Annotated in this window: 19 protein-coding genes and 4 pseudogenes; 8 read left to right on the top strand and 15 right to left on the bottom strand. The window is 57.6% G+C overall.

Features of this window, described 5'->3' with window-relative positions; all coding sequences use genetic code 11:
- Positions 1 to 47 precede the first annotated feature (47 nt).
- On the top strand, positions 48 to 1697 hold the full coding sequence (locus ACVMIM_RS12225) for an MFS transporter (protein ID WP_476112191.1): 1650 nt from the start codon (positions 48 to 50) through the stop codon (positions 1695 to 1697).
- A gap of 893 nt (positions 1698 to 2590) precedes the next feature.
- Here the strand turns inward: ACVMIM_RS12225 and ACVMIM_RS12230 are convergent.
- Complete coding sequence (locus tag ACVMIM_RS12230; RefSeq protein ID WP_476112192.1) at positions 2591 to 2842, bottom strand: hypothetical protein; 252 nt, start codon at positions 2840 to 2842, stop codon at positions 2591 to 2593.
- A gap of 429 nt (positions 2843 to 3271) precedes the next feature.
- Here ACVMIM_RS12230 and ACVMIM_RS12235 point away from each other — a divergent pair.
- Positions 3272 to 3407, top strand: a pseudogene (locus ACVMIM_RS12235) (IS256 family transposase); the annotation flags it as partial.
- Positions 3408 to 3475: 68 nt separating this feature from the next.
- On the opposite strand, the gene ACVMIM_RS12240 reads toward ACVMIM_RS12235, so the two are convergent.
- Positions 3476 to 3730, bottom strand: a complete 255-nt coding sequence (locus ACVMIM_RS12240; protein WP_476112194.1) for a hypothetical protein — start codon at positions 3728 to 3730, stop codon at positions 3476 to 3478.
- Between the two features lie 513 nt (positions 3731 to 4243).
- Between ACVMIM_RS12240 and ACVMIM_RS12245 the strand changes: the two genes are divergently transcribed.
- The gene (locus ACVMIM_RS12245) at positions 4244 to 5839 is read left to right on the top strand and encodes an ABC transporter substrate-binding protein (protein ID WP_476112196.1); all 1596 of its coding nucleotides are present in this window, start codon (positions 4244 to 4246) and stop codon (positions 5837 to 5839) included.
- A gap of 24 nt (positions 5840 to 5863) precedes the next feature.
- On the opposite strand, the pseudogene ACVMIM_RS12250 reads toward ACVMIM_RS12245, so the two are convergent.
- Positions 5864 to 5966: pseudogene (locus ACVMIM_RS12250) on the bottom strand (IS66-like element accessory protein TnpA); the annotation flags it as partial.
- Positions 5967 to 6311: 345 nt separating this feature from the next.
- Here ACVMIM_RS12250 and tnpA point away from each other — a divergent pair.
- The 4 genes from tnpA (at position 6312) to ACVMIM_RS12270 (ending at position 9014) form a co-directional block, all read left to right on the top strand.
- The gene (gene tnpA / locus ACVMIM_RS12255; protein ID WP_476112094.1) at positions 6312 to 6686 is read left to right on the top strand and encodes an IS66-like element accessory protein TnpA; all 375 of its coding nucleotides are present in this window, start codon (positions 6312 to 6314) and stop codon (positions 6684 to 6686) included.
- The gene (gene tnpB, locus ACVMIM_RS12260) at positions 6683 to 7030 is read left to right on the top strand and encodes an IS66 family insertion sequence element accessory protein TnpB (RefSeq protein WP_023778341.1); all 348 of its coding nucleotides are present in this window, start codon (positions 6683 to 6685) and stop codon (positions 7028 to 7030) included. The genes tnpA and tnpB overlap by 4 nt, the downstream gene beginning before the upstream one ends.
- Before the next feature lie 62 nt (positions 7031 to 7092).
- Complete coding sequence (tnpC, locus tag ACVMIM_RS12265) at positions 7093 to 8715, top strand: IS66 family transposase (RefSeq protein ID WP_476112092.1); 1623 nt, start codon at positions 7093 to 7095, stop codon at positions 8713 to 8715.
- Positions 8715 to 9014 (top strand): hypothetical protein, encoded by a 300-nt coding sequence (locus tag ACVMIM_RS12270; RefSeq protein WP_476112197.1) that lies wholly within the window; start codon positions 8715 to 8717, stop codon positions 9012 to 9014. The genes tnpC and ACVMIM_RS12270 overlap by 1 nt, the downstream gene beginning before the upstream one ends.
- Before the next feature lie 110 nt (positions 9015 to 9124).
- Here ACVMIM_RS12270 and ACVMIM_RS12275 read toward each other — a convergent pair.
- The 12 genes and pseudogenes from ACVMIM_RS12275 to ACVMIM_RS12330 form a co-directional block, all read right to left on the bottom strand.
- Positions 9125 to 10459: pseudogene (locus ACVMIM_RS12275) on the bottom strand (IS5 family transposase).
- Positions 10460 to 10693: 234 nt separating this feature from the next.
- Positions 10694 to 11695 carry an ABC transporter ATP-binding protein gene (locus ACVMIM_RS12280; RefSeq protein WP_071101227.1) on the bottom strand — a complete coding sequence of 334 codons (1002 nt, stop codon included), beginning with the start codon at positions 11693 to 11695 and terminating at the stop codon, positions 10694 to 10696.
- Positions 11692 to 12705, bottom strand: a complete 1014-nt coding sequence (locus ACVMIM_RS12285) for an ABC transporter ATP-binding protein (RefSeq protein WP_476112199.1) — start codon at positions 12703 to 12705, stop codon at positions 11692 to 11694. Before ACVMIM_RS12285 ends, ACVMIM_RS12280 begins: the two co-directional genes overlap by 4 nt.
- Positions 12702 to 13595: an ABC transporter permease gene (locus ACVMIM_RS12290; RefSeq protein ID WP_476112200.1), complete on the bottom strand. Its 894-nt coding sequence runs from the start codon at positions 13593 to 13595 to the stop codon at positions 12702 to 12704. Before ACVMIM_RS12290 ends, ACVMIM_RS12285 begins: the two co-directional genes overlap by 4 nt.
- 1 nt (position 13596) lies before the next feature.
- A complete protein-coding gene (locus ACVMIM_RS12295) occupies positions 13597 to 14535 on the bottom strand; it encodes an ABC transporter permease (protein ID WP_476112202.1) in 939 nt (312 codons plus the stop codon).
- Between the two features lie 314 nt (positions 14536 to 14849).
- Positions 14850 to 15767 carry an SDR family NAD(P)-dependent oxidoreductase gene (locus ACVMIM_RS12300; protein ID WP_476112203.1) on the bottom strand — a complete coding sequence of 306 codons (918 nt, stop codon included), beginning with the start codon at positions 15765 to 15767 and terminating at the stop codon, positions 14850 to 14852.
- Between the two features lie 353 nt (positions 15768 to 16120).
- Positions 16121 to 17191: a 2-oxo acid dehydrogenase subunit E2 gene (locus ACVMIM_RS12305; protein WP_476112205.1), complete on the bottom strand. Its 1071-nt coding sequence runs from the start codon at positions 17189 to 17191 to the stop codon at positions 16121 to 16123.
- 106 nt (positions 17192 to 17297) lie between these two features.
- Entirely contained in the window at positions 17298 to 18041 is a 744-nt protein-coding gene (locus tag ACVMIM_RS12310) for an SDR family NAD(P)-dependent oxidoreductase (protein WP_476112207.1), read from the bottom strand.
- A gap of 150 nt (positions 18042 to 18191) precedes the next feature.
- Positions 18192 to 18431 (bottom strand): biotin/lipoyl-containing protein, encoded by a 240-nt coding sequence (locus ACVMIM_RS12315; protein WP_157895994.1) that lies wholly within the window; start codon positions 18429 to 18431, stop codon positions 18192 to 18194.
- The gene (locus ACVMIM_RS12320; RefSeq protein WP_476112208.1) at positions 18424 to 19407 is read right to left on the bottom strand and encodes an alpha-ketoacid dehydrogenase subunit beta; all 984 of its coding nucleotides are present in this window, start codon (positions 19405 to 19407) and stop codon (positions 18424 to 18426) included. Before ACVMIM_RS12320 ends, ACVMIM_RS12315 begins: the two co-directional genes overlap by 8 nt.
- Positions 19404 to 20414 carry a thiamine pyrophosphate-dependent dehydrogenase E1 component subunit alpha gene (locus tag ACVMIM_RS12325; protein ID WP_476112210.1) on the bottom strand — a complete coding sequence of 337 codons (1011 nt, stop codon included), beginning with the start codon at positions 20412 to 20414 and terminating at the stop codon, positions 19404 to 19406. The genes ACVMIM_RS12320 and ACVMIM_RS12325 overlap by 4 nt, the downstream gene beginning before the upstream one ends.
- Positions 20415 to 20929: 515 nt before the next feature.
- Positions 20930 to 21604, bottom strand: a complete 675-nt coding sequence (locus ACVMIM_RS12330; protein WP_476112212.1) for a cysteine hydrolase family protein — start codon at positions 21602 to 21604, stop codon at positions 20930 to 20932.
- A gap of 323 nt (positions 21605 to 21927) precedes the next feature.
- On the opposite strand from ACVMIM_RS12330, the pseudogene ACVMIM_RS12335 reads away from it, so the two are divergent.
- Positions 21928 to 22155 (top strand): annotated as a pseudogene (locus ACVMIM_RS12335) (transposase); the annotation flags it as partial.
- Positions 22156 to 22396 lie beyond the last annotated feature (241 nt).

Below are 22396 nucleotides of genomic sequence, written 5' to 3' on the forward strand. Positions count from 1 at the left end.
GAGAAGTCCTTCATGCAGTCTGTACACGCAGAAAGAGGCTCGTCCGGATGAGCAGGGTGACGCGTGGAGATGCGGCAGTTTCGTCGGCAACGTTTGCCCCGCTGGAAAACTCAACCTTTCGCTCCATCTGGATTGCCGCGCAATTGTCCAGCTTTGGGTGGCTATTGCAGACTGTTGCCGTCGGTTGGCTGATGGCGACCATCTCAAGCTCCGATGTGATGGTCGCACTGGTGCAGACTTCCACGACGCTGCCGGTGTTCATACTGTCGATCTTTGCTGGCGCTATCGCCGATAATTTCAGCCGGCGCAATGTGATGACGATGGGCTGGTGCGTTATAGCGCTATCATCAACGATGTTGACAGCTCTTGTGGGTCTGGGGTTTTACAATCCATGGATGATCCTGGCATTCAGCTGCCTGGCTGGGTGCGGAGCCGCCTTTACCGATCCGGCTTGGCACGCCTCGGTCGGCGATATCCTGCGAAAACGCGAAGTTCCGGCTGCGGTCACACTGATCTCGGTGGGCTACAATGCAGTGCGAAGTATCGGTCCGGCGCTCGGCGGCGTTGTCGTTGCGTCCTTTGGAGCCCTAACCGCTTTCGCGGCCGCCACGCTGACCTACCTCGTCATGCTGTGGGCCATCGGACGCTATAAATGGGCTGGTCGCCCGTCGCCCCTGCCACGTGAGTCACTAACCACCGCCGTATATGACGGGACGCGCTTCACGGCACTGTCGGCGGAGATCATGGCAGCAATCGCGCGGGGAGCGCTTTTCGGCCTGGCGAGCATTTCCATATTGGCCCTGCTTCCCCTGATTGCTCGCGATCAGCTGGGAGGGGGACCAATCGCCTACGGCATCCTCATGGCCGGTTTCGGCACTGGCGCCTTGTGCGCCGGCCTGTCCAACAACCTGCTGAGAAGGTCGCTGTCTCAGGAGCGGTTAACGACGCTTGCGTGCATAGCCGCTGCTGGGTGCTGCGTGGCTCTTGCGTTCACGCCTTCCCTGGCGGTGGCCAGTGTTGCCTTGACGCTCGGCGGCGCCGCCTGGGTCGTCACCTGGACGGGGCTTGACGTCAGCGTACAATTGTCGAGCCCTCGGTGGGTCGTTGGTCGGACGCTCTCGATCCACTATGCCCTTTGCTCCGGCGGCCTTGCCGCCGGGAGCTGGCTTTGGGGCGCAGTGGCTGAGCACTATTCGCTCGCATTGGCGCTGGAAAGCTCCGCAGGCGCTCTGCTGTTGGTTGCCGGCACTGGCTTGCTTCTTCCAATCCGTGAATGGCAAGAGGCCGACCAGGACCCTCTTGGCTTCGAAACACCAGCAATTGCGCTGGAGCTGAAGCCTAGAAGCGGCCCGATCGTGGTGAAGATCGAGTATTCGATTCCGGAGCCGAATGTGGATACCTTCTTGGAGCTGATGCGGGAAAGACGTCGTGTGCAAAGGCGGGTGGGAGCTCGACACTGGAACATCCAGCGCGATCTGCGGGAGCCGTTGCTTTGGACCGAGACGTTTCGCACACCGACCTGGATGGATTACCTTCGCCTGAACCATCGCCTGACAGCGACCGACAAGGAACTGGATCAGCGACTCCTCGAATTGCATGCGGGAGAGCTTCCACCTTGCACCAGCCTTTTGATCGAGCGTCCGACGGGTGCGACTCGCAGGCGACATGAATCGACGGGCTTCCTTTTCCGGCGCTGACCTATGCACTCTCAAACCCACGGCGGCGATCAGCGCCCGGCGGAAGAATGAGATGCCATGCGCATATGCGAAAGCAGATGTCCCGGTGAGCACATGGAAGGATTTCTAATCCCAAACGAACCAGTCCGTGGCTCCGTCGAACTTTCGAGCGCAATAACTGTGCATGCCGCAGGGTACTAGTATTTCATACCCCTTCCGAGATGATTTCACCAAAGCTGGTGTGGTCTTCTCATAGATCGAGCGAGACGCTTGGCTTCGTCAGAAACCGTTCCCTTTGCACGCCGTAAAGTCCGGGCCGGCATCTCGAAGACCAAGACCGGAATGCAGAGACACCAGGCGACGAAGGTTTGAAAGTGCGACCGAACCTCTTGGACGGGATGTCATAGTCGATTACGTCGAGATGGGACCTCCCGTTGCGGAGAAGCTCAATAGTTTGATCAGGCGGGTGAAGCATTGCATACTTGAATTTGGACACAGTGATGATGGTCTCTCGGCCTTCATCTGCCGATCGAATGCTGGATGGTGTCGCTTTGGCGCGGCGCGAACACGCGTGCTTGCAGTGGGAGGCAAGAGGCAAGTCCGATTAGGCAATGCATCCTGGGAATCCCAAGGCGCAGGGCGTGTTTTCAGCTGGGCAACGCTCGCCGAAAACTTGGGGTAAAGACCACCAAACAGGCAATTGCGCGCTCGGCTGGCTCGGGCCTTTCGGTTCACTGACAAGTTAGCCAGCGCAATAGAACAGCCTGGCGTGGCGTGCATCTTCGCCTTTTGCGTGGCTGGCCCGAGTTCCTGCGGCGCACCCGGCACTCCAGCACGATCTGCTCGCCACCTCCGGCAGGGAGTCATTCGCGCAGTGCGCGTCCTCTAGAGACGGTGGCCAAATGTGCTGCAAGTCATTGCGGAACAGCCGGCCTCATCTCGACCAGGTCGCCGTTGAACTGGCCGCATTGCCGTGTGATGCTTGCTGTCATACCGCCGTCCTGCACAGGCCCGACAAGAACCAGCACGTCCTTCTTGGCAATGCCGAACGCAGTGCTGAAAAAAGGCGGGGCACCAGCCGGTCGCCGGATCGTCACATTGCGAGATTGCTCAAGTGCTGATTGGCGAAAAAGGGAGTCCTCGCCCACTGGACGGATAGCGATCATCGCTGCGATCCATCCACCGCGCCATCTCTAGCAGCTGTGCACTCGTTGACGGTGTATACAGAAACTTCCTTGTCCAAAAACTTGACTGTTCGCCGTCCGTCATTCTTCCTTGTAGCCGGCCGTAACTGTCCAGTTCGCCCGGTCGCTATGGCTGGTAGAGCCTTGCGGGCGCGCACCGGCCCGAGGGTCGGGTCAATGCCGAGAAATAGATCGGCCATCTCCTCTTCACTGGTGTGTCGGCGCAGGAGTCCAGAATTCGCAGGTAAATTTAAATCCTGAAATGCTGCCTGTCATAGCCCGTGAGTTCTCCGATCAGGGAACTTCGTCGCTCACATGCACCGTTAGGTGCATTTAGTTTTCGCCTCCAAAGCAGTCGGGAGCCGGCGGGACGCGACACCTACCGATCCTCGCTCTCGACGCAAGGGTCCTCCCCAAGCCGAAAGCTGCCTGCGCTTGGCCAGGGCCTGGCCGTCGAGACCAACGAAACTGGATGGAGGCCAACCACTACATCAACATGGACGACCTGCGCGAGTACAAGGATCTCGCTCTGCGCCAAGCCGCTTGACCAACACCATGGCCGCCCCTTTTGCAGAGCTTGACGCACACAGCCTCTTCTATGGCATTTGCTCTGGCTCAGCGCGGCGGCAGCGGGATCGAAGAACTCTGGAGGAAGACCGTCTCCGGCTTAGTTGAGTCAGAAAGGTCTGTGCCCTGTGACGCAAATGCAAAAAGCAAGCCGACCAGCGGAGTCGTGATCAGTAGGGCGGTAATCGTATAGCATTTCTCTTCCAACGAGCCCTCAGGCGCGGAATGCTTATCTGACTCATAACAGGGCATATTCATCCTGTAGAACGGCGTTACCTCACGACTGGAGAAGCCTTTCATCATCGCGCTGCCTCAGGCTTCTTGTCAAGCAGGTTCACCCCTTGACGTAGGCAGATGAGTTGACCAATTCGCACCAAAGAGTGTCGATCCAAAGCGAGTCCCATGCGGAGATCGGGATAAAACGGGCAGCATGATTGTACAAGTCGCTTAAATCTGAGAATTCCGCCAGCGCCTGAATGGCCCTCACCCTGATTTATAGCTTCGCGCGCTTTGCCCAAGGGGCCGGCATAAACGGTATTTAAGACGAGCGAAATCTTTTGCGCGTTATCAAGGCTATTGGAGGTGCGTATCATGAGGCGTGTAAGTTAGGAAGGCATTCTCGGACGGCGGATTTTAGTGCGGGCCGCTCGACGCGTTTGTCGCCAAACGCCAGTCAAGCCTTGCCAAGGTCCCTGGCTTTGCAGAGGAAAAGCGGAAACGCTGGCGCGCGCCGCTTTAGATGTCAGCAGCGTTCCACATTGGATGTATCGCAACGAAACCAGCACCGCTTGAAAGAAAACTCATCAGGGCGTGGATATGAAGACGAATATTACTCGGATCGTTAGCCGTCGAACCCTCTTCAAAGCTGGTGCCGCGCTTGGCGGGGGTATCATCGCCTCGGGTATGCCGCTCACCCGGGCCATTTGGGCTGCCGACGGCAAGGTGCTAAACGCGCGTGCCAATGCCGATCTTACCAAATTAGATCCCGCTTTCGTTGTAACAGACGCGGAAGTGGACGTCATGCACTGTATCTATTCGAAGCTCACGCGTTATAAGTCAGGATCTGATTGGGGCTGGGAGCTAGAGGCGGCGGAAAAGATCGAGCAAGTGGACCCAACACATGTCCGCTTCCGCCTCAAGAAGGGCATCAAGTTCACCGGCGGCCACGGCGAAATGACGGCCAGGGACGTCAAGTTCTCTTTCGAGCGCGTGATAAAACTCAATTCACCCATGAAGCCACATTGGGGGCTGCTCGATCGCGTCGAGTTGGAGGACGAATATACGGGCGTCATTGTATTCAAGGCCCCTGATGCAGCTGTGTGGCTCGTTCCACTACCCCACGCGGCAGGTCAAATCGTTTCTGAGGATGCCGTGCTGCGGACCAATAAGGAGGGCGGTGATTTCGGGATGGAGCCACCAGCGTTCTCCGGTCCCTACGTGCTGGCCGATTGGAAGCCGAATCAATATACCATTCTCACTCGGAACCCGGATTGGTCTGGCCCAAGGCCCGGCTTTGACGAAATCCGCATCCTACCTATTCCCGACGTTAAGGCGGCTGAACGCGCTTATCAGGCGGGCGATGTCGATTTCACCAGCATCAGTGTCGAATCGCTTGCTACTTTCAGGAGCAATCCGCCCCCCCCTGATAGCGAGATAGTACAAAAGCCCTCGACCGGTTACGTCTGGGTCGGCATAAATATGGATCATCCAAAACTCAGGGATATCAACGTCCGGAAAGCGATCCAATGGGCTATCAACGTCCCGCAGATTCTAAGTATTGCGTACGCTGGCCAAGCGGTCCTGGCGACCGGTACCGTTCCCCCCGGAGTTGTCGGACATAGGGAGAAGGCGCTCATCCCGCCGGAAGGCGATCTCGAGAAGGCCAAGGAGTTCATGGAAAAGGCCGGCGTCAGCGATCTGACCTTGAGCATCGACTGTTTGAACGATAGCACTTCGTCGACCATAGCCCAGACAGTTCAGGCCCAATTGTCGCAGATCGGTATCTCCTTGGAGGTGCAACCTCGGGATTCCACTTCGTTCTGGACGCTCGGAATGGAATCAGAAGGCGACCAGTGGAAGGATATGCAGCTATTCGTCATGAGTTTCACCGGACTCCCAGACCCGTCTGAGTACGTAACCTGGTTCACCCAGGCTCAGGTTGGCGTCTGGAACTGGCAACGCTTCCGCAACCAACGTTATGACGAACTCAACGTCAAGGGGCTTTCCATCGCCGACCCGATTGAGCGTGGAAAAATCTACGAGGAGATGCAGGACCTCATGGAGGAATCCGGGGATTTCCGATTCCTGACCCACGGGGCCACTCCCGTCGAGTATCGCACGACGAAAATACAGGCGGCAATGCGCCCGGACGGAACCCCATTATATCTCGAATGCAAGCCAGTTTCGGGTTGAGCGACATCAGCGGTTGGTTTCGGCCTCAAACCTCTCCTCGACAATCTGCAGCTTTTGCTCGGTTGTCCATCGCCGGCGAGGGACGTCGCCTGCGATCACTTTCGAGGCGTCGATACTCGTTGGACATAAGCCTATCCTCAAGCCTGTGCTTGAGCCTTTCTGCTTATGCCGATTGTCCGATCGAATGGGGGGCAGTTCACCTCCCAATTTCATGGACGTTTATAGTGTTTCGGCGTGCAAGATTGCCCCAGGGCGGGGTCGACGTCCAATTCTAACGGCTTGTTAGCCAGTTCTGCGATCATCCGCTAGGTATTTGAGCGGATGGAGAGGGGGGAAGTTGTCACCGCATGAGATCCGATGAGACGGCGTTTCCCTAGTAACCGTCCGATTGGTACCGCCTGCCTGACATCGTCGTGATGGCCTATGACACGTACTTAACGACGTCGTTTGCGACGTGTCTTGTGAGGTTGCGATGCGTGTCGAGATTCTTGGTGCTGAACGGCGCCGTCGCTGGGGTGATAAGAAGAAGCTCGACATCGTCATGTCGGTTGGAATTGACGAGGCGACTGTGACTGAGGTTGCCGAGCGGCACGATGTGACGCGGCAGCAGATTTACACCTGGCGGCGAGAGTTGAGGAGGAAGGGGCTCTTGTTGCCGTCGGCGAGTCCCATGTTCCTTCCCGTGGACATGCCGGTGGCGCAGAGCGAACCCCGTATGGGCAAAGGCACCGACAGATTGTCAGCACTGGTCGAATTGCAGCTATGCTGTGGGCGGAACCTGCGCTTTGACAGAGAGATCGATACCGCCACTCTGACTCGGCTTATCCATGCGGTTGAGGCAGCATGATCGGACCGGGAACTGGGGTTCGGGTGTACCTTGCCTGCGGGTTCACGGACATGCGCAAAGGGATCGAGGGTTTGGCTGCACTGACGCAGGATGTGTTGCGCCAGAAGCCGACGGGAGGCGCGGTCTTCGCCTTTCGGGGAAGACGTGGCGACCGTTTGAAGCTTCTTTATTTTGATGGCCAGGGGTTCTGTCTTTATTACAAGGTCTTGCAGAAGGGTCGCTTTCCGTGGCCGTCGGCGGCCGACGGGACGGCCCGGCTGACGTCAGCGCAAATGGCGATGTTATGGGAAGGAATTGACTGGCGACGCCCCAATTGGGGTGCGCCGCCGGCGCGTGTCGGGTGATTTATCTCTCTGAATCTAATGGTTTTTATGGCTACTCTCCCTGACTTATGGTAGTCAGGTGCATGTCGAATGTCGCCGAAAATCTTCCAGACGATCCCGCCTTTCTGAAGGCGATGATCGCCGCCTTACAGGCGGAAAATGCGAAGATGTCGGCGACGTTGCAGGCGCATGACCAGTTGATCCAGGCCTTGCGGCTGCGCATTGCCAAGCTGAAGAAACAGGTCTTCGGCAAGTCTTCGGAAAAGATCGAGCGGGAAATCCAGCAGCTGGAACTGGCGCTGGAGGATCTTTTGATCGCCGCGGCGGAGAGCAATGCCGGGCCAATCAATGAGGCCGACGAGGCAGCGTCTGTCGCGCCTATGACGAACGCGCCCGAAAGCATCACGCGCCGTCGTCCGCGCGTATCGCACAAGGCAGTTCGCGAGCGCAGGGAGCTCGATCCCGGCGCCTGCTGCCCCGCCTGTGGCGGTGAACTACGTCTTGTGGGCGAAGACACGAGCGAAATCCTCGACATGATCGCCGCGCAGATGAAGGTCATCGAGATCGCTCGGTTGAAGAAATCCTGCCGCTGCTGCGAAAAGATGGTGCAGTTGCCCGCGCCCAGCCGTCCGATACCAGGCAGCATGGCTGGCGCCGGCCTTCTGGCTTACATCCTGGTCTCGAAGTTCGACGATCACCTGCCATTGTATCGCCTGCACGAAATCTTCGCCCGCATGGGTGCCGACATCCCCGACAGTACGCTGGTCGATTGGTGCGGTCGCGCCATGCAGGTGCTTCAGCCCCTGATCGAGCGGATCGGAACCGTGATCATGGCCAGTGACCTTCTCCATGCCGACGATACCCCGATCCGGGTGCTGGATCGCTCCATGCAGGACAAAGGGCTGGGGAAAGGCGTAAAGAAAGGCAGGATCTGGACATATGTCCGCGATCAACGCCCATGGGCGGGCGCCGCTCCGCCTGGCGCGGTCTACTACTTTGCTCCGGACTGGAAGGAAGACCACGTCCTGCGCCACCTCAGGCAGACAAGCGGCGTCCTCCAAGCTGACGGCTACAAAGGCTACGGCAAGCTTTATGAGCCTGGAGCCGATGGAACATCCCGTTTCCGAGAAGCGGCATGCTGGGCGCATTGGCGACGCGACTTCCATGATATCTGGACCTCGAACAAATCCGAGATCGCACGCGAGGCTCTCGACCGTATCGGTGCGCTTTATGACATCGAGCACGGCATTGCGGGTCAGCCTGCCGATGCCCGCCTTGCCGCACGTCAGAAGCATAGCAAACCAAAGATCGGGGCATTCCGTGTCTGGATCGAAACGCAACTGACCCGCATTCCGGGCAAGAGCGATTTGGCAAAAGCCTTCCGTTATGGCCTGAGCCGCTGGCCATCATTGTGCCTGTTCCTCGAGGACGGCCGCGTCGCCATGGACAACAATGCCGCCGAGCGAGCCCTGCGCCCGATTGGGATCGGAAGAAAGAACTGGCTATTTGCCGGCGCCGACACCGGCGCCGAGACCCTGGCTCGCGTCATGACAATCATCGAGACGGCCAAGATGAACGGCATCGATCCGCAGGCATATCTCGCAGACGTGCTCGACCGCATCCACGATCACAAGATCAATCGCCTCGACGAGCTGCTTCCCTGGAATTGGTCACCTGTCACCGCCATCTCCGCCGAGGCCGCCTGATGGCGGCAACGGTGACCCACGTGTTCAGCATCGACTACGTCGCCAAATTGCTCGACGAAGATGCCGAACTCCTTCAGGCGATCGTCAACAACGATGACAACCTGAGCTACGGCAACATCATCAGCGTCTACACCGGGCCGGACGAGGCAACAACTTCGCTTACCCGCGACGGAATGGAAGAGCTGGAGCAAATGCTTGCCCATGCGCGCCGCACCGCTGACGAATGGAATGACTTCCTCGAAGCCTTCGTCGATGACCAGGAACTCACCGCTCGCATCAAAGCGAAATCTCCGCGGTAACAACCGGGCGGTTACTTTCCCTACGAAGTCGTCCGTGAAGAATGCGACTTCTCAGCATCAGTCGCGGAAGGGCGCACCGTTGGAGCGGCTATACTAACTGAGCTGCGGCGTCAGGCTATTCGCGGCCGGAGGGGCGGCGTTGCTGTGGTTGCGAGCATCGCCAGGATGAAGGCGCACAAAAGCCCCAGCCAGTTGAGCAGGAGGCCGAAGTTGTAGCCGACGGCGGCGAGCACGGCGTTGTTGGCGTCGCCTTGGGCGAAGGCCAGGAAGTTGCGGCCCATGCGATGGTCGGTTTTGAGATGGCCGATGACTGGCTCGACGGCGGCCCGCCGTCGCAGCGCCCGCTTGACGGTCTTGGTGAGGCCGCGCCTGTAGTCTTCGGGGCGTTGTGGCCACGATAGCCGGCATCGGTGACGACCTTGGAGAGGTTGACGCCGATCGTCTCCTCGATCGCTGGGAGGATGGTGGCCAGCGTGTGGCCGTCGTAGGGATTGCCGGGCAGCGCCTTGACGTGGGCGACGAACTGGCCGCCGCGGCTGCGCTTGAGGGTTGTGGCGACCGAGACCTTGACACCGAACTCATAGGGCTTGTGAGCTTTGCCCTTGCCGATGCACTCCACCTCCGGAGCGTGCAGGGAGTAGACCTTGCGGCCCCGCTCGCGCTGGCGCTGGTCCCTGACACGGCGGGCAAGCGACAACGACAGGCCGAAGACCTGCATCAGGCCCGGCTGCCCGGCGATCTTGCGGGCGATGTCGCGGATCACCGCGCCCAGCATGGTGCGCAGCCGCTTGAGCTGCCGGTTGGCGCGCTTGAATTGCTTGGCGTGGGCATAGCGCTGGTGCTTGATCAGCGCGAACTTGCCCACCCGCGCATAGGACTGGCGCAGCACGACGCCATGCTTCTTGGCCAGCTTGACCAGCCGCTCGCGGGCCCGCTGCATCAGCTTGGCGTCGGTCGGGAAGGTGATGGCCTTTTCCTGCACGGTGGTGTCGACGATCACCGCGCAGAAGTCGGCCGGCTTGGCCGCGCCCAGCCGGGTCGCCGCCGCCAGGCTCTCCTGCAGCAGCGCCATCAGCCGCTCCTCGCCCATGCGCAGACGCCAGCGCGTCAGCGACGTGCGGTCGAAGACCAGGCGGTGCTGGAAGAACTCCTCGCCGCAGAACATCTGGTAATAGGGGTTCTCCAGCCAGCGCTCGCACAAGCCTTCATCGGACAGGTTGTGCATCGACTTCAGGATGGCCAAGCCCGCCATCAACCGGGTCGGCAGCGGCGGCCGGCCAGGGCCGTCGTCATAGACCTCGCCAAGCCGCTCTTCGAGAAAGCGAGAAAGCGCCAGTCGATCGCCGCCGCCAGCTTCACCAGCGCATGATCCATGTTGAGAATCTGATCGAGCGAGCCCGCAACAGGTCGGTCTGGCCGCCGTCTCGTCGTTCCTTTGGCCGCATCGCGTGCTCCCTCGCGTCAAACCAGCCGAATCACGCGTACAGGCACCATTACAATTTGCCAGAAATCGCCCCCTAAGGCCACGATTTCCGGCAAACTAAAACCCAAAATCAGGGGAAAATCATAAATTGAATCAGAGCCTTCCGTGTTCTTCACGGACGACTACGAACGCGAGGCAGCCGAAGCCGGAGATCGTGCCCGGGGCAGGAACAGAACGCGATCATATGCGCTTGCGCTCACCCCGTTAGATTCGGGCTTATCGGGAAATGGCATCTGAAGCGGTGCCCCGGGTCCTGCAGGCTGACTGAGGAGGGGGGAGCGACGTGACCACAGATGTTGTCTCGAGCGTACCGACAGCGGGTGTGGAACTCGCAGCCGGATGGTCGGTTCATCACGCTTGGCACTTCGCCCTTGAGCTCAATCCTGTTGAGCACTGCGTCCGGATCGGGCTCGGGATTGGCCGCAAGCAGCGCTTCGGTATAAGGATGGCTTGGCTGGTGGAAAATACTCTGGGTCGCGCCGACTTCAATGAGGCGGCCGAGATACATGATCGCCATGCGATCGGTTATGTGGCGCACTACATTAAGGTTGTGCGTGATTATCAGGATCGCGATGCCCAGTTCATCCTGCAGGCGCGTGAGAAGGTTTAGTACCTCGCCTTGCACCGAAACATCCAAGCCGGCGGTCGGCTCATCGGCGATGATCAAGTCCGGATTAAGCGCAAGGGCGCGCGCCACGCTGACACGCCTGGCTTGGCCGCCGGAGAGTTGATGAGGATAGCGACCAACAAAATCGGCCGGCAAGCCCACCATCCGCAGCAGGCGCATCGCTTCGGCTCCTAAATCGCGATCCTTCATTCCATGGATGCGGAAAGACTCGGTCAAGAGCGACCGCACCGTCAGCCTGGGCGAAAGTGAACCGATCGGATCCTGGAACGTCATCGCCATGCGCCGCATGTAGGGCTTGCGTTCTACCGCGCTGAGTTGCGTGAGTTCCTGACCATCGAAGCTGATGCTGCCGCTCACCGCGCGCTGCAGGCCAATCAACGTGCGAGCGACAGTGGATTTTCCGGAGCCGCTTTCGCCGACAAGGCCCAGCGTCTCGCCCCTGTGGATTTCAAACGAAACACCGCACACCGCGTCTATGAAAGGCGCTTTCGTCCTAGTTGCAAGCGCTTTGAGCGGTCCCATCGTGCGGAAGCGGACGCAGAGGTCCCGAACACTGAGAAGGGCGCTCATCCCGAAACCAGCCGATTTTCTTCGAGCAGATGGCATCGTGCGGTCTGCCCTACGCTGATGGGCTGATCGACCGGCGTTTCCTGAAGACAGCGATCATACGCCTGTGGGCATCGCACACTGAAGATGCACCCCTTTTTCAAGCCGAGGAGGCTTGGCACCTCGCCGGAAATGGTCGGCAATGTACGTGTGGTTCGTTTAAGCCTCCCCGGGTCGCACTCAAGCAGGGCGCGTGTGTAGGGATGACCGGGATTGCGAAATATGCTGCGGACATCGCCTTGTTCGACGACTTCGCCGGCATACATGACGACGACCCGGTCGCACAACTCAGCCACAGCTCCAAGATGATGGGATACGAAAAGGACGGAGCAGCCGATCTCCCTTTGGAGATCTTTGAGCAGATGAATGATCTGGACTTCAAGTGTAGCATCGAGCGCAGTCGTCGGCTCGTCGGCGATGAGGAGCGCGGGTCTTACAAGCAGCGCCATGGCAATACATATCCGCTGACGCATGCCGCCGGAAAAGTGGTGCGGATAGGCGCCGATCCGGGTTTGGGGATCGGGAATTCCGACCCGGTGTAGCATGTCTATCGCACGGGCACGCTTTTCACTCCGGCTTTTTTGCGCGTGGTGCTGGATGTCGACCATCTGGTTCCCGATCGTCCGCACAGGATTAAGCGCAGTCATCGGATCTTGAAAAACCATGGAAAGTCGATCGCCAAGAAGGCTACGCCGCGGCTGAGCTGGCATGTTCAGCAGGTCTCGCCCTTCAAACAGGATCTCGCCACCTGTGACATCAGCATTTTCAGAAAGCAGGCCCATCACTGTATACGCGAGTGTCGACTTTCCGGATCCGCTTTCGCCGACGATGCCGACCACCTCTGCGGCCGCGACATTAAGCGACACGTTTCGCAGTGCATGGATGCGCCCTTCTGGTGTCCCGAAGTCGAGATTGAGGTGCCGTATATCCAGGAGGGGTGAGGTCGCCTGCGATGACTGATCGTGTCGTATCATAGATCTTTCCGCAACTTTGGATCAAACATGTCGCGTAGCGCCTCGCCCAGGAATGTGAAGCCCAGCGTTGCGAGGACGATCGGAATACCACCGCCAACCACAAGCCACGGCGTCTGCTGGATGTAATTGTAGCCGTCGTTGAGGATTGCTCCCCAATCGGGCGTGGGTGGACGTACGCCCAAACCGAGGAAGCTCAGACCGGCCTCCACGGCTATGACCGCAGGCACGTCCATGCTCACGAGGATGAGAAGCGGGCCAATGACGTTAGGCAGTACGTGCACTGCAAGGATGCGGGTCGTGCCAGCGCCCAGGGTGCGTTCTGCGGCGATGTATTCACTGTTGCGAAGTGCCTCTGTCTGGGTCCTCACCACGCGCGCATAGATAGGCATAGAGGTGATTGCAATGACAAAAATCACGCTCGCTAGGCTGGGTCCAAGCAACCCGATGACCGCCAATGCGAAGATAATGCCGGGAAAGGAGCGGATCGTATCGAATAAAAGAAGAAGCAAATTGTCCAGCCACCTCGGTCCGAAGCCCGCAATCAAACCAAGCACGAGGCCCGCTGCCAACGAACTGCCAAGCGAGGCGAAGCCGACAAGCAGTGGGACGCGGCCGCCCATCATGACGCGCGAGAATGTGTCGCGACCCAGTTGATCAGTGCCCAGAAGAAAAAGCCATGAGGGGTCCGCCAAACGAGGCCCCACCATGATGCGGATCGGATCATGTGTAATGATGAGCGGGGCGAAGATCGCGCTGGCGAATACGATCGCGACGAGGACGGCGCCCAGAACGCCAAGACGGTTTTTGCGCAATCGCCGTGCCACCTTGCGAAAGCTCCCGGGGGCTAGCTCCGGGCTGGTTTCCCCGCGGATTGCTTCGAGGCTCGCCATCCTAAAGTTTCTCACGGGTTCGAGGATCAAGAGCGGCCGCAATCAGATCGGACACCGTTGTCGCGAAGACAGTGAGAATCGTCGTGACAAGCACCGCCCCTATTACGACTGCATAGTTACGGGTGTTGACCGCCTGCACAATCAAGGCACCGATGCCCGGCCTAGCGAAAACCACTTCGATAAAGACAGCTGTCGACAGCAACCACGCTATGCCCACGCCGAGGATCGTCACTGTCGGCAAAATTGCAAGCGGTAGCGCGTAGCGCGAAACAATGCGCCACTCTGAAATGCCGAAGGAACGGGCCATTCGCACATGGTTTTCACTCAAGGTCTCCATCATGGAAGCCCGTACCAGTCGGGAGATATACCCAACCCAGCCGATCCCGACGGCGAAAGCTGGCAGAATGAGATGGACAAGACCGTCAAAAAAACCCTCTCCGGCTCCTACTGCTGGTAACCAATGGAGAGTGACTGCGAAGATCAGGAGCGCATAGACAGCCATGACGAAAGACGGAATTGCGATCGCGGCGACCGCCATGATCCCGAGGATCTGGTCCACGATGGAGTTAGGCCTCATGGCCGAGTAACAACCGAGCGGCACGGCAATCGCCACCGCCCACGAGATGGAGACGAAGATTAGTTCGATGGTGTAAGGAAGTTGCTCGAAAATTATATCGGCAACAGGACGTCGACTCGACATATCAAAACCAAGATTGCCTTGGAGCAGCCCCTCGAAGAAGATGACAATCTGCACGGCAAGCGGCTTATCCAGCCCCATTTCCCGATGAAGCTGTTCTATCATTTCAGGCGTGGCGCGGGGCCCCAGCAGAGCAACGGCTGGGTCGCCAGGCACCGCATGGATCATCATGAACACAAGCGTCACCGCGATTATCGTAATTGCCAGCGCGAGGAGAACGCGTTTCAGTAGATAGATCCACACGGTCCCGGGTCCGATCGATCGAGTTTAAGTCGGCTGGAAATCGACATATAGCGGGGTTCCATCCGGCGCATCGCCGCCTTCATTTGCGTCGCCCGATACACGAATGGATTGGTCTCAATAGTTAGGAACGGGAATGCGGCAGAATCCTCCATAATCTCCCACCTTTTGGCAGACCTTTGCCCACTCGTTGGACTTGTCATGGAGAGTTAGCGGTTAGCTCCTCGAAGCGTTCGGAAGCGTGTCCAGTTCCATATTCCCACCTGAGCTTGGACGTTGCGTGATCGTGACGATATTTCCAATGCAACGCCCATCGCTCACATACACGTATAGCCGCCATCAACGGCCAGGATGGCTCCCGTGCAATAGCTCGATGCTGGACTAGCAAGAAACAGGACCGCAGCTGCAACTTCATGCGACTCGCCCAATCTTCCAAGCGGAGTCTGCTCTAACCATCGCTCATACTGAAAGGGGTTTTCGGTTTTCGGGGAAATTGTCATCTCGGTGGTCACATAGCCTGGAGCCACCGCATTGACCCGAACATTATGCTTTGCCCAGGCACAGGCCAGCGACTTTGTCATCATGTGAATGGCGCCCTTGCTGGTTATATAGGCGGTGTTGTTCTGTGGCTGTGTCACGATCGTGCCGCACATTGATCCGATGTTCACGATGTTACCGCAGCGACGGCTGATCATGTGCCGACCAAAGGCCCTCGCACACCAAAATGCCGCATCCGAATTGACGCGCATCGTTGCCAACCAGTCCGCGTCGGAAGTATCGAGAGCCTCGGCTATCCGGGCTATACCGGCATTGTTGACTAGGACATCGATCGGCTGTTCGGCATTCAGTTCGTCGGCGAGAGCCGTAACGGCCTCCGGCTTTGCCACATCGATGGCTCGATGACTTGCCACGACACCGCATGATCCGAGTTTGGCCCCAGCGGCAGCAGCGCTATCTGCGTCTAAGTCCGCAACGACGATTGCGGCGCCCGCTTGGCCGAGAGCGTGAGCGATTTCAAGCCCGATACCGCGCCCCGCCCCCGTTACGATTGCACGCTTGCCGGACAGGTCGAATTTCTTCAGATAATCCATGCTGCCTTTGATCCAAGTTTGGCGTGCGCCACTCATATTGGCCGCGACCATGATCCGTATACGCGTGACGCCCGTTGTTGCTTTTGCCGGTCTGCTCCACGTCTGCCGATTACCATCACCTGAAAAGGCGTTCGCGACACGCATACGACATTGTCCAAGCCGCGCGCGATAGGTGACCAACATTCTGCCGCAGAACCCCCCCTGCCTGGGATAGGCGATAGGCGGCCTACCCAGTTGTCGTGCGATGGTAGGCGCCTGCAATTTGTATGAGAATGCGCAAAAGGTTTCGCTGGCCTTAAACCCAGCTTATATCCATCCGCTCACACCCAAGTTTGCGAATACGATCAACCATTCCGAACGGAGTCCTATGGCTGGCGAAATGTCAAACAATAGAAGGCGTGTGTAGCAGTGTTAGCCCGTAAGCGAATGTCCCGGTGCAATACCTTCGGCGGCCATAACCGCGCGCATTAATCACTAAATCGGAAGACCCACTTTGCTCAGGCGACCATGCTCCTGGGATTTTCTATATAACTCTTAAATACCTGCAGCAGCTTTGCTCCGAGCGCGCCGTCCACACAGCGATGATCGATGGAAAGTGTAACCCTCATCACCGTTGCGATGGCCATTACACCGTCCTTGACCACTACCTGCTGTTCGCCTGCACCGACTGCAAGAATCGTAGCGTGCGGGGGATTGATCACGGCAGCGAACTCTTTGACCCCCATCATGCCCATGTTCGAGATTGATGTGGTGCCGCCTTCATACTCTTCAGGCTTTAGCTTGCGATCCTTGGCGCGTTTGCCGAGGTCCTTCATCTCGGCAGAGATGACTTGAAGCGTCTTCTGCTCAGCCTTGCGGATGATCGGCGTGATCAGACCGCCAACGATCGAGACCGCAACTCCTATGTCTACATGTTTGTGTCTAAGGATAGCGTTCTCGGTCCAGGAGACATTTGCGTCCGGAACATCACGCAGCGCAAGCGCGAGGGCTTTTATCACCATGTCATTGACCGACAATTTGCAGATCGCCTGTCCGTCCGCGGCCGTGAGCGCGGAATCGTTGAGTCGGGAGCGCAGTTCCAGAAGCTCATCGATCTCGCAATCCACGCCGACATAGAAATGCGGAATGGTTTGCTTCGAGGTAACCAGACGACGTGCAATCGTCCTTCGCATCCCGCCGTGAGGTACGCGTTCATACGTTCCGCCCTCAAACAGCTTAATAACAGCTTCGTCCCAGGCATCTTTGCTTCCAGACCACGCTGCAGGAACAGGCTCTCCAGGCGCGTAGGACCGTTGCCCCGGCAATTCGGCAACCGAACCCGCTTTAGTCGTGGTGGCAAGAACGGCAACCAGGTCCCGGACCTTTAGACCATTAGTACCTTCGGGAACGACAATCCTTTTCAGAATACCGCCCGCAGCGGCCTTGATCTGGCCAGTAGTGCCACAGCTTGAGATTTGAGCCAAAACATCTCCGGCCTTTATGTCGTCCCCCTCATTGAACATCCATTTTTCAATCGTGGCTGCTCCCATATCGGAAACGAAAGCCGGCATTCTGACGTTGATAGGCATCGCTCTACTGTGCTTTTGAGATATCTTTGCGGTTTCGGGCTGCCTGCTTGGAGTACGAAGATGAAAATCTTTCGTGCTGAACTCATGTTGAGCTAGGCCAAATGGCTCACAGCAATAGTCCTCCGTCGATCGCGATCTCCGCCCCGGTAATGTAGCGGCTCTCGTTAGAGAGCAGGAAGAGAACGAGGTCGGCTACCTCATCGACCGTGCCGGCCCGCTTGAGTGGAATGAGCGCGTACTGGCTCTCTCTGTCGGACGAATCCTCGGCGAGCAGCATCTCCGTTTCCACCCATCCCGGGTGAATAGAATTGACGCGGATTCCTGCTGGCGCAAGCTCCAGGGCCGCGCATTTCGTCATGCCCCGGAGGGCCCATTTCGTCGCGGAATAGGCCATACAAGTTCGGCTTCCGCGCATCCCGGCGATGGACGAGATGTTGACTATGGCGCCACCGCCGGATGTCTCGATGAGAGGTGAGACCTCCCGCATACCGAGGAAGCAACCCAACTGGTTCACTCGGAAGTGCTTTTCGAACAACGCGACGCTCGAATCCGTCATTGGCAAGGGTTCATAAATTGCCGCGTTGTTGACCAGACCGTGAAGTCCCGTCCTCTTTCCCTCCAGGCAGCGGATCAGGCTTCGCCAGTCTTGCTCACTACTGACGTCGAGATGCACGTACGACGCATTTTCGCCGATAGTCGCGGCGAGTTGTTTGCCCTGCTCGTCAAGGATGTCGCCAATGACAACCTGGCCTCCCTCTGATGCGATCTGGATGGCTTCCGCCGCACCTTGACCTCGAGCTCCACCAGTAATCAAAACCGTCTTGCCTTCGAAGCGCTTGGCTCGTGTCATCGTAATTAATCCTTAGAGCAGCCTGCAGTTGACGCCGAATACTCTATCAAGTGGGTGTGCAGCCGTAGGCCACCAAAATGCGCCCCCAGTATGCAACCCTGGGAAAGCTCTGACGTTCCCGCAATAAGAAACCCACGGTCCGCCCCTATTTTACTGCTCGGTGTTGATGCGACAGATAACGGTTCCGACTTCCGTCACTGACCCTTCATCAACCAGGATCTCAGCGACCACGCCAGCAGTCTCCGCCTCTATTTCAATGTTGGTCTTTTCCGACTCCACTTCAGCTAGAATCTGACCCGGCACGACCGAGCTGCCGACCGAAACATACCATTTCGTAAGATCAACCTCGACAGTCGATGCACCCATCTTCGGGATACGGACCTCAAACATGATCATAGCTCCTTACGGATAAGATCGCGTCTTCCAGCTGCTGCGGCTTCGGCAGAACCGCGGCTTCGAGCGCAAGATTGAACGGCATGGGAACGTCAGCTCGGGTAACACGCTTAATCGGGGCCTTGAGAGATGAAAACGCCTGCTCCCCTATTATTGCGCTCAACTCGGCGGCGAACCCACAAGTACGGTTCGTGTCGTCGTAGATTACGACGCGGCCAGTTTTCTTGACGGATTTCAACAATCCCTCCCTGTCAAGCGGCAAGAGAGACCGAGGATCCCACACTTCGACGCTAATGTTTTTCTCCTGAGAGAGGCGCTCAGCGACTGCTAGAGCCTCGGGCACTAAATGCCCGATAGCGACGACTGTGACATCGGAGCCTTCACGCTTAACGTCACTGCAGCCGAAAGGGACGGCATAGATTTCCTCCGGCACCGGGCCTCGTTGCGGAAGCGACATGGCCGATGCTATAAAAACGACCGGGTCGTCCTCTCGGATCGCCTGGATCATGAGGCCTTTGGCATCGTAGGCATTCGAAGGGCAAACAACCTTGAACCCAGCGTGGAGAAGGTATGGATAGGGATTGTCTGAATGCTGGCCCGCGTTTCCACCCCGCGATCCAGATACCATTAGCGTGTAAGTGATTGGAAGATTTGCTTGACCTCCTAACATCAGTCGCATCTTCGCCGCTTGATTGACCAGCTGGTCGAACGCGACGTAAATCAGAGAGGGAACTTGGAACTGAACGATTGGACGCAATCCGGCCAAAGCCGCCCCCGTGGCGAAGCCGGTGAACGCTGCCTCGGAAATTGGCGTGTCGAGTACGCGGAGATCGCCGAAGGCGCCATGCAGGCCTTTCGTCTCACCACGAATTCCACCTCGAATGTCCTCTCCGATGATCATGACACTCTCATCTGCCCCCATAGCCTGATGGTAGGCCTCGTTCATGGCCTGAAGAAATCTCAGCTGTCTCACGGCTCTGCTCCCCACGCCGGAGTGTTCGGATACGGCACCGCATACATGCAATCGAGTGCCTCGGTCTGGTTCGGTGGAGGGCTGCTCCTAGCGAACTCGACGCCTCGGTCGATCTCAATCTTGACCTCGGCATCGATAGCTTCGATGTCTTCTTGAACGCACAAGCCACTTTCCATCATACGCGCTGCCCAAATCTTAATAGGGTCCCGCAACTTCCAGCGATCTAGTTCCTCTTGAGATCGATAGTTCATCTTCATGTGACGCTCGCCTGTATAATGCCCAAAGTAGCGATAAGTCTGACACTCAATGAACGTTGGGCCTTTGCCGGTCCGGGCGCGCTCCGTAGCAATGAGAGCAGCGTGATAAACCGCCTCGACGTCCATGCCATCGACGCACACACCCGGCATTCCATAGGATTGGGCGCGAACGTAAGGATCTAAGACTGTAACTGCTTTGAGAGGCGTCGAAATTGCGTACTGATTGTTTTCGCAAACGAAAATGACAGGAAGATCCCAAATCGCCGCGAGATTCATCGCTTCGTGAAGCACCCCTTGATTGATTGCTCCGTCGCCGAAGAATGAAACAGCAACACGGTTTTCGCGAGCGGCTTTGAATTTGTGAGCCGCGCCACAGGCTATAGGGGCTCCAGCGCCAACGATGCCATTCGCCCCGAAGATTCCAATCCCGACGTCAGCAATGTGCATGGATCCGCCACGACCCTTATTGTATCCGCCCGTTCGTGCGAGCAGCTCAGCAAACATTCTGCCAACGTCGCCACCCTTCGCCAGCGTGTGGCCATGCCCTCGATGGGTACTTGTGACGATGTCGGAGTTCGTGAGTGCGCCGCAAATACCAACAGCAACCGCCTCTTGCCCGCTGTACTCGTGACATACGCCAGCGATCTCGTTGTCATCGACCAGGGCAACGACCCGGTCCTCAAACTGCCTGATGCGAGCCATATTGTAGTACAAGCTTCGCGCGAATGGAGCAGGCATGATATTAGACATCGACGCCTCTATGTTGTGTTCCAAATTGGTCTACTCCGGTCAACCGTTGTCGATGTGGCTACTCGACTCCTGTCTCCGACCCAGCTTGGCGCGGCACGCGAGCCCGAAGACAATCTTAATTCTAGTTCATCCGCGCTCTGCGAACCTATTCCTTTGAACGCTGATCACCTAACTCGCTTCGAATAAACTATATTTCGAATTTGTCGTAGACCAAAAGGACGACGCCGGGTATATACCTGATTGATATCAAGATTCACAACCTGTACCCAAGTTAATTGCTTCTCGCCCTGGAGGTGGTGGCCGCATATGAACCTTAACAACGCGGTCGGCGAACACAACGTGACGCGCCAAGGTTCCCACATGACGGAGCCCGAAAAAACTGTATCCCCTGGCTAGAACCGGTTCCTCCCTCTGCAGCAGCAGTGTGAACGGCCAGTTCCGTCCCACCCAGATCGGCTGATGACACTGGCGGTTAGCTTCGAAGGCTTCTAATTAAGAGGCCGTCTTTCTACTGCTCAAAGAGAGTTGTAGAGAGATTTAACGTTCTCAAGCGTGTAAGCAAATGCGGCCGGCCGATCGAAGCGCCAAGCGTTGTATGGCATACCCTCCAGAGCCCTCTTGAGGTTGTCCGCGGTGATCACCGAGCCTGCATAAAGCCAGTTGGCCAAATCAAGGATGGCAGTCATATGCATCAGTTCAGTCGCGGTGCCGCAGGCATCCTTGACAATCGTGATGCGGTAGTCGCGCGAAATCGCGTCCCACACTGTCGTCTCCAAACAAACCTCGCTCCAGGCCCCGAACATTATAAGATGGTCCGCATTCAAACGGCGCAGCAAAATCTCCAAATTCGTATTATAGAACGCGCTGGGACGCTGCTTTCGAACAAGGAGGTCGCTCGCTTCCGGTTTCAGGTCCACGTGAATCTCAGCAGCCTGACCGACGCTATGTGATGGCCGCCCGCCTCCGTCCAAAGCTTCGTGACGGAGCGTATCTACTCCTCTGGGATCATACCAGTTCTGTGTATAGATAACAGGTAGTCCCGCTGCACGGCATGAATCGAGAGCTGTCTTGGCACACCGCAGAAGCTCTTCACGGTTGTAGATCGGCCATGCCCCATCGGGTTCGATGCAGTCATTTTGTAAATCCACTGCAATGACTACAGTGCGCTTAAATTGGTCGGGCAAAGTCATGTCGAGGACCTTTCATTCAATTGTCCGTCCAAACGGCTATTTGCAAATTGAGGGTAAGCCAGATGCGCCAGAAAGCACGCCGCAATCGCGATTTGAACGCTCCTTCCTGATCGGATGATTCAGTTCTCAGGCCTAGCCGCAGACCTGTATTGCAATCTCCCGCTCTTTATTCCGAACCCCTGTGTCTTGATACGCGGAAAAGATTGCTGCCGACATAGACCAGCTTCATGTCGAGCTTAAAGCTACTCATGGGAGCAATTTTTCGCTGACTGTTGCCTGCGGCGACGGATCGCGAAATCCCTATCGCATAGGCGTCTGGATAGGTGGAGCCCAACGACAATACGCCGCCGGTCTCTATCAGCACTACGCAGTGGTTAAGGGTTTGGGATTCCGAAGGAGGTGAAATGCAAGACCATGTTCTTGCAGCGGACGAGTTCATCCGCCGCTTTCTCCTGCACAGCCTGCCCGATGGCTTCACACCGCATCGCCACTATGACTTCCTTGCAAACGGCCAACGAGCCACCAAGCTCGCCCTGTGCCGACAACTGCTCGACGTGGCTTCCGCCTGAGCCGGCCCATAGCGCCGCCGACTATCGCCCGCGCTATCATCAACTCGCTGGTAAGTTGTTAGACGTCTGCCTTGCTGCGGCGGATATATGTTCGCTCGCGGTTCGCTAGCCCGCAAGCCATTTGCCGCATGGAACACCTCATGATCCATTCGTGCGCCCAGATTATACTCGCGGCTGCGTCTCCGGGCGGCAGCGAAGGTTTGGGTCCAATCCGGCCCAGAGG

It is taken from the genome of Mesorhizobium sp. USDA 4413, from assembly GCF_056280365.1.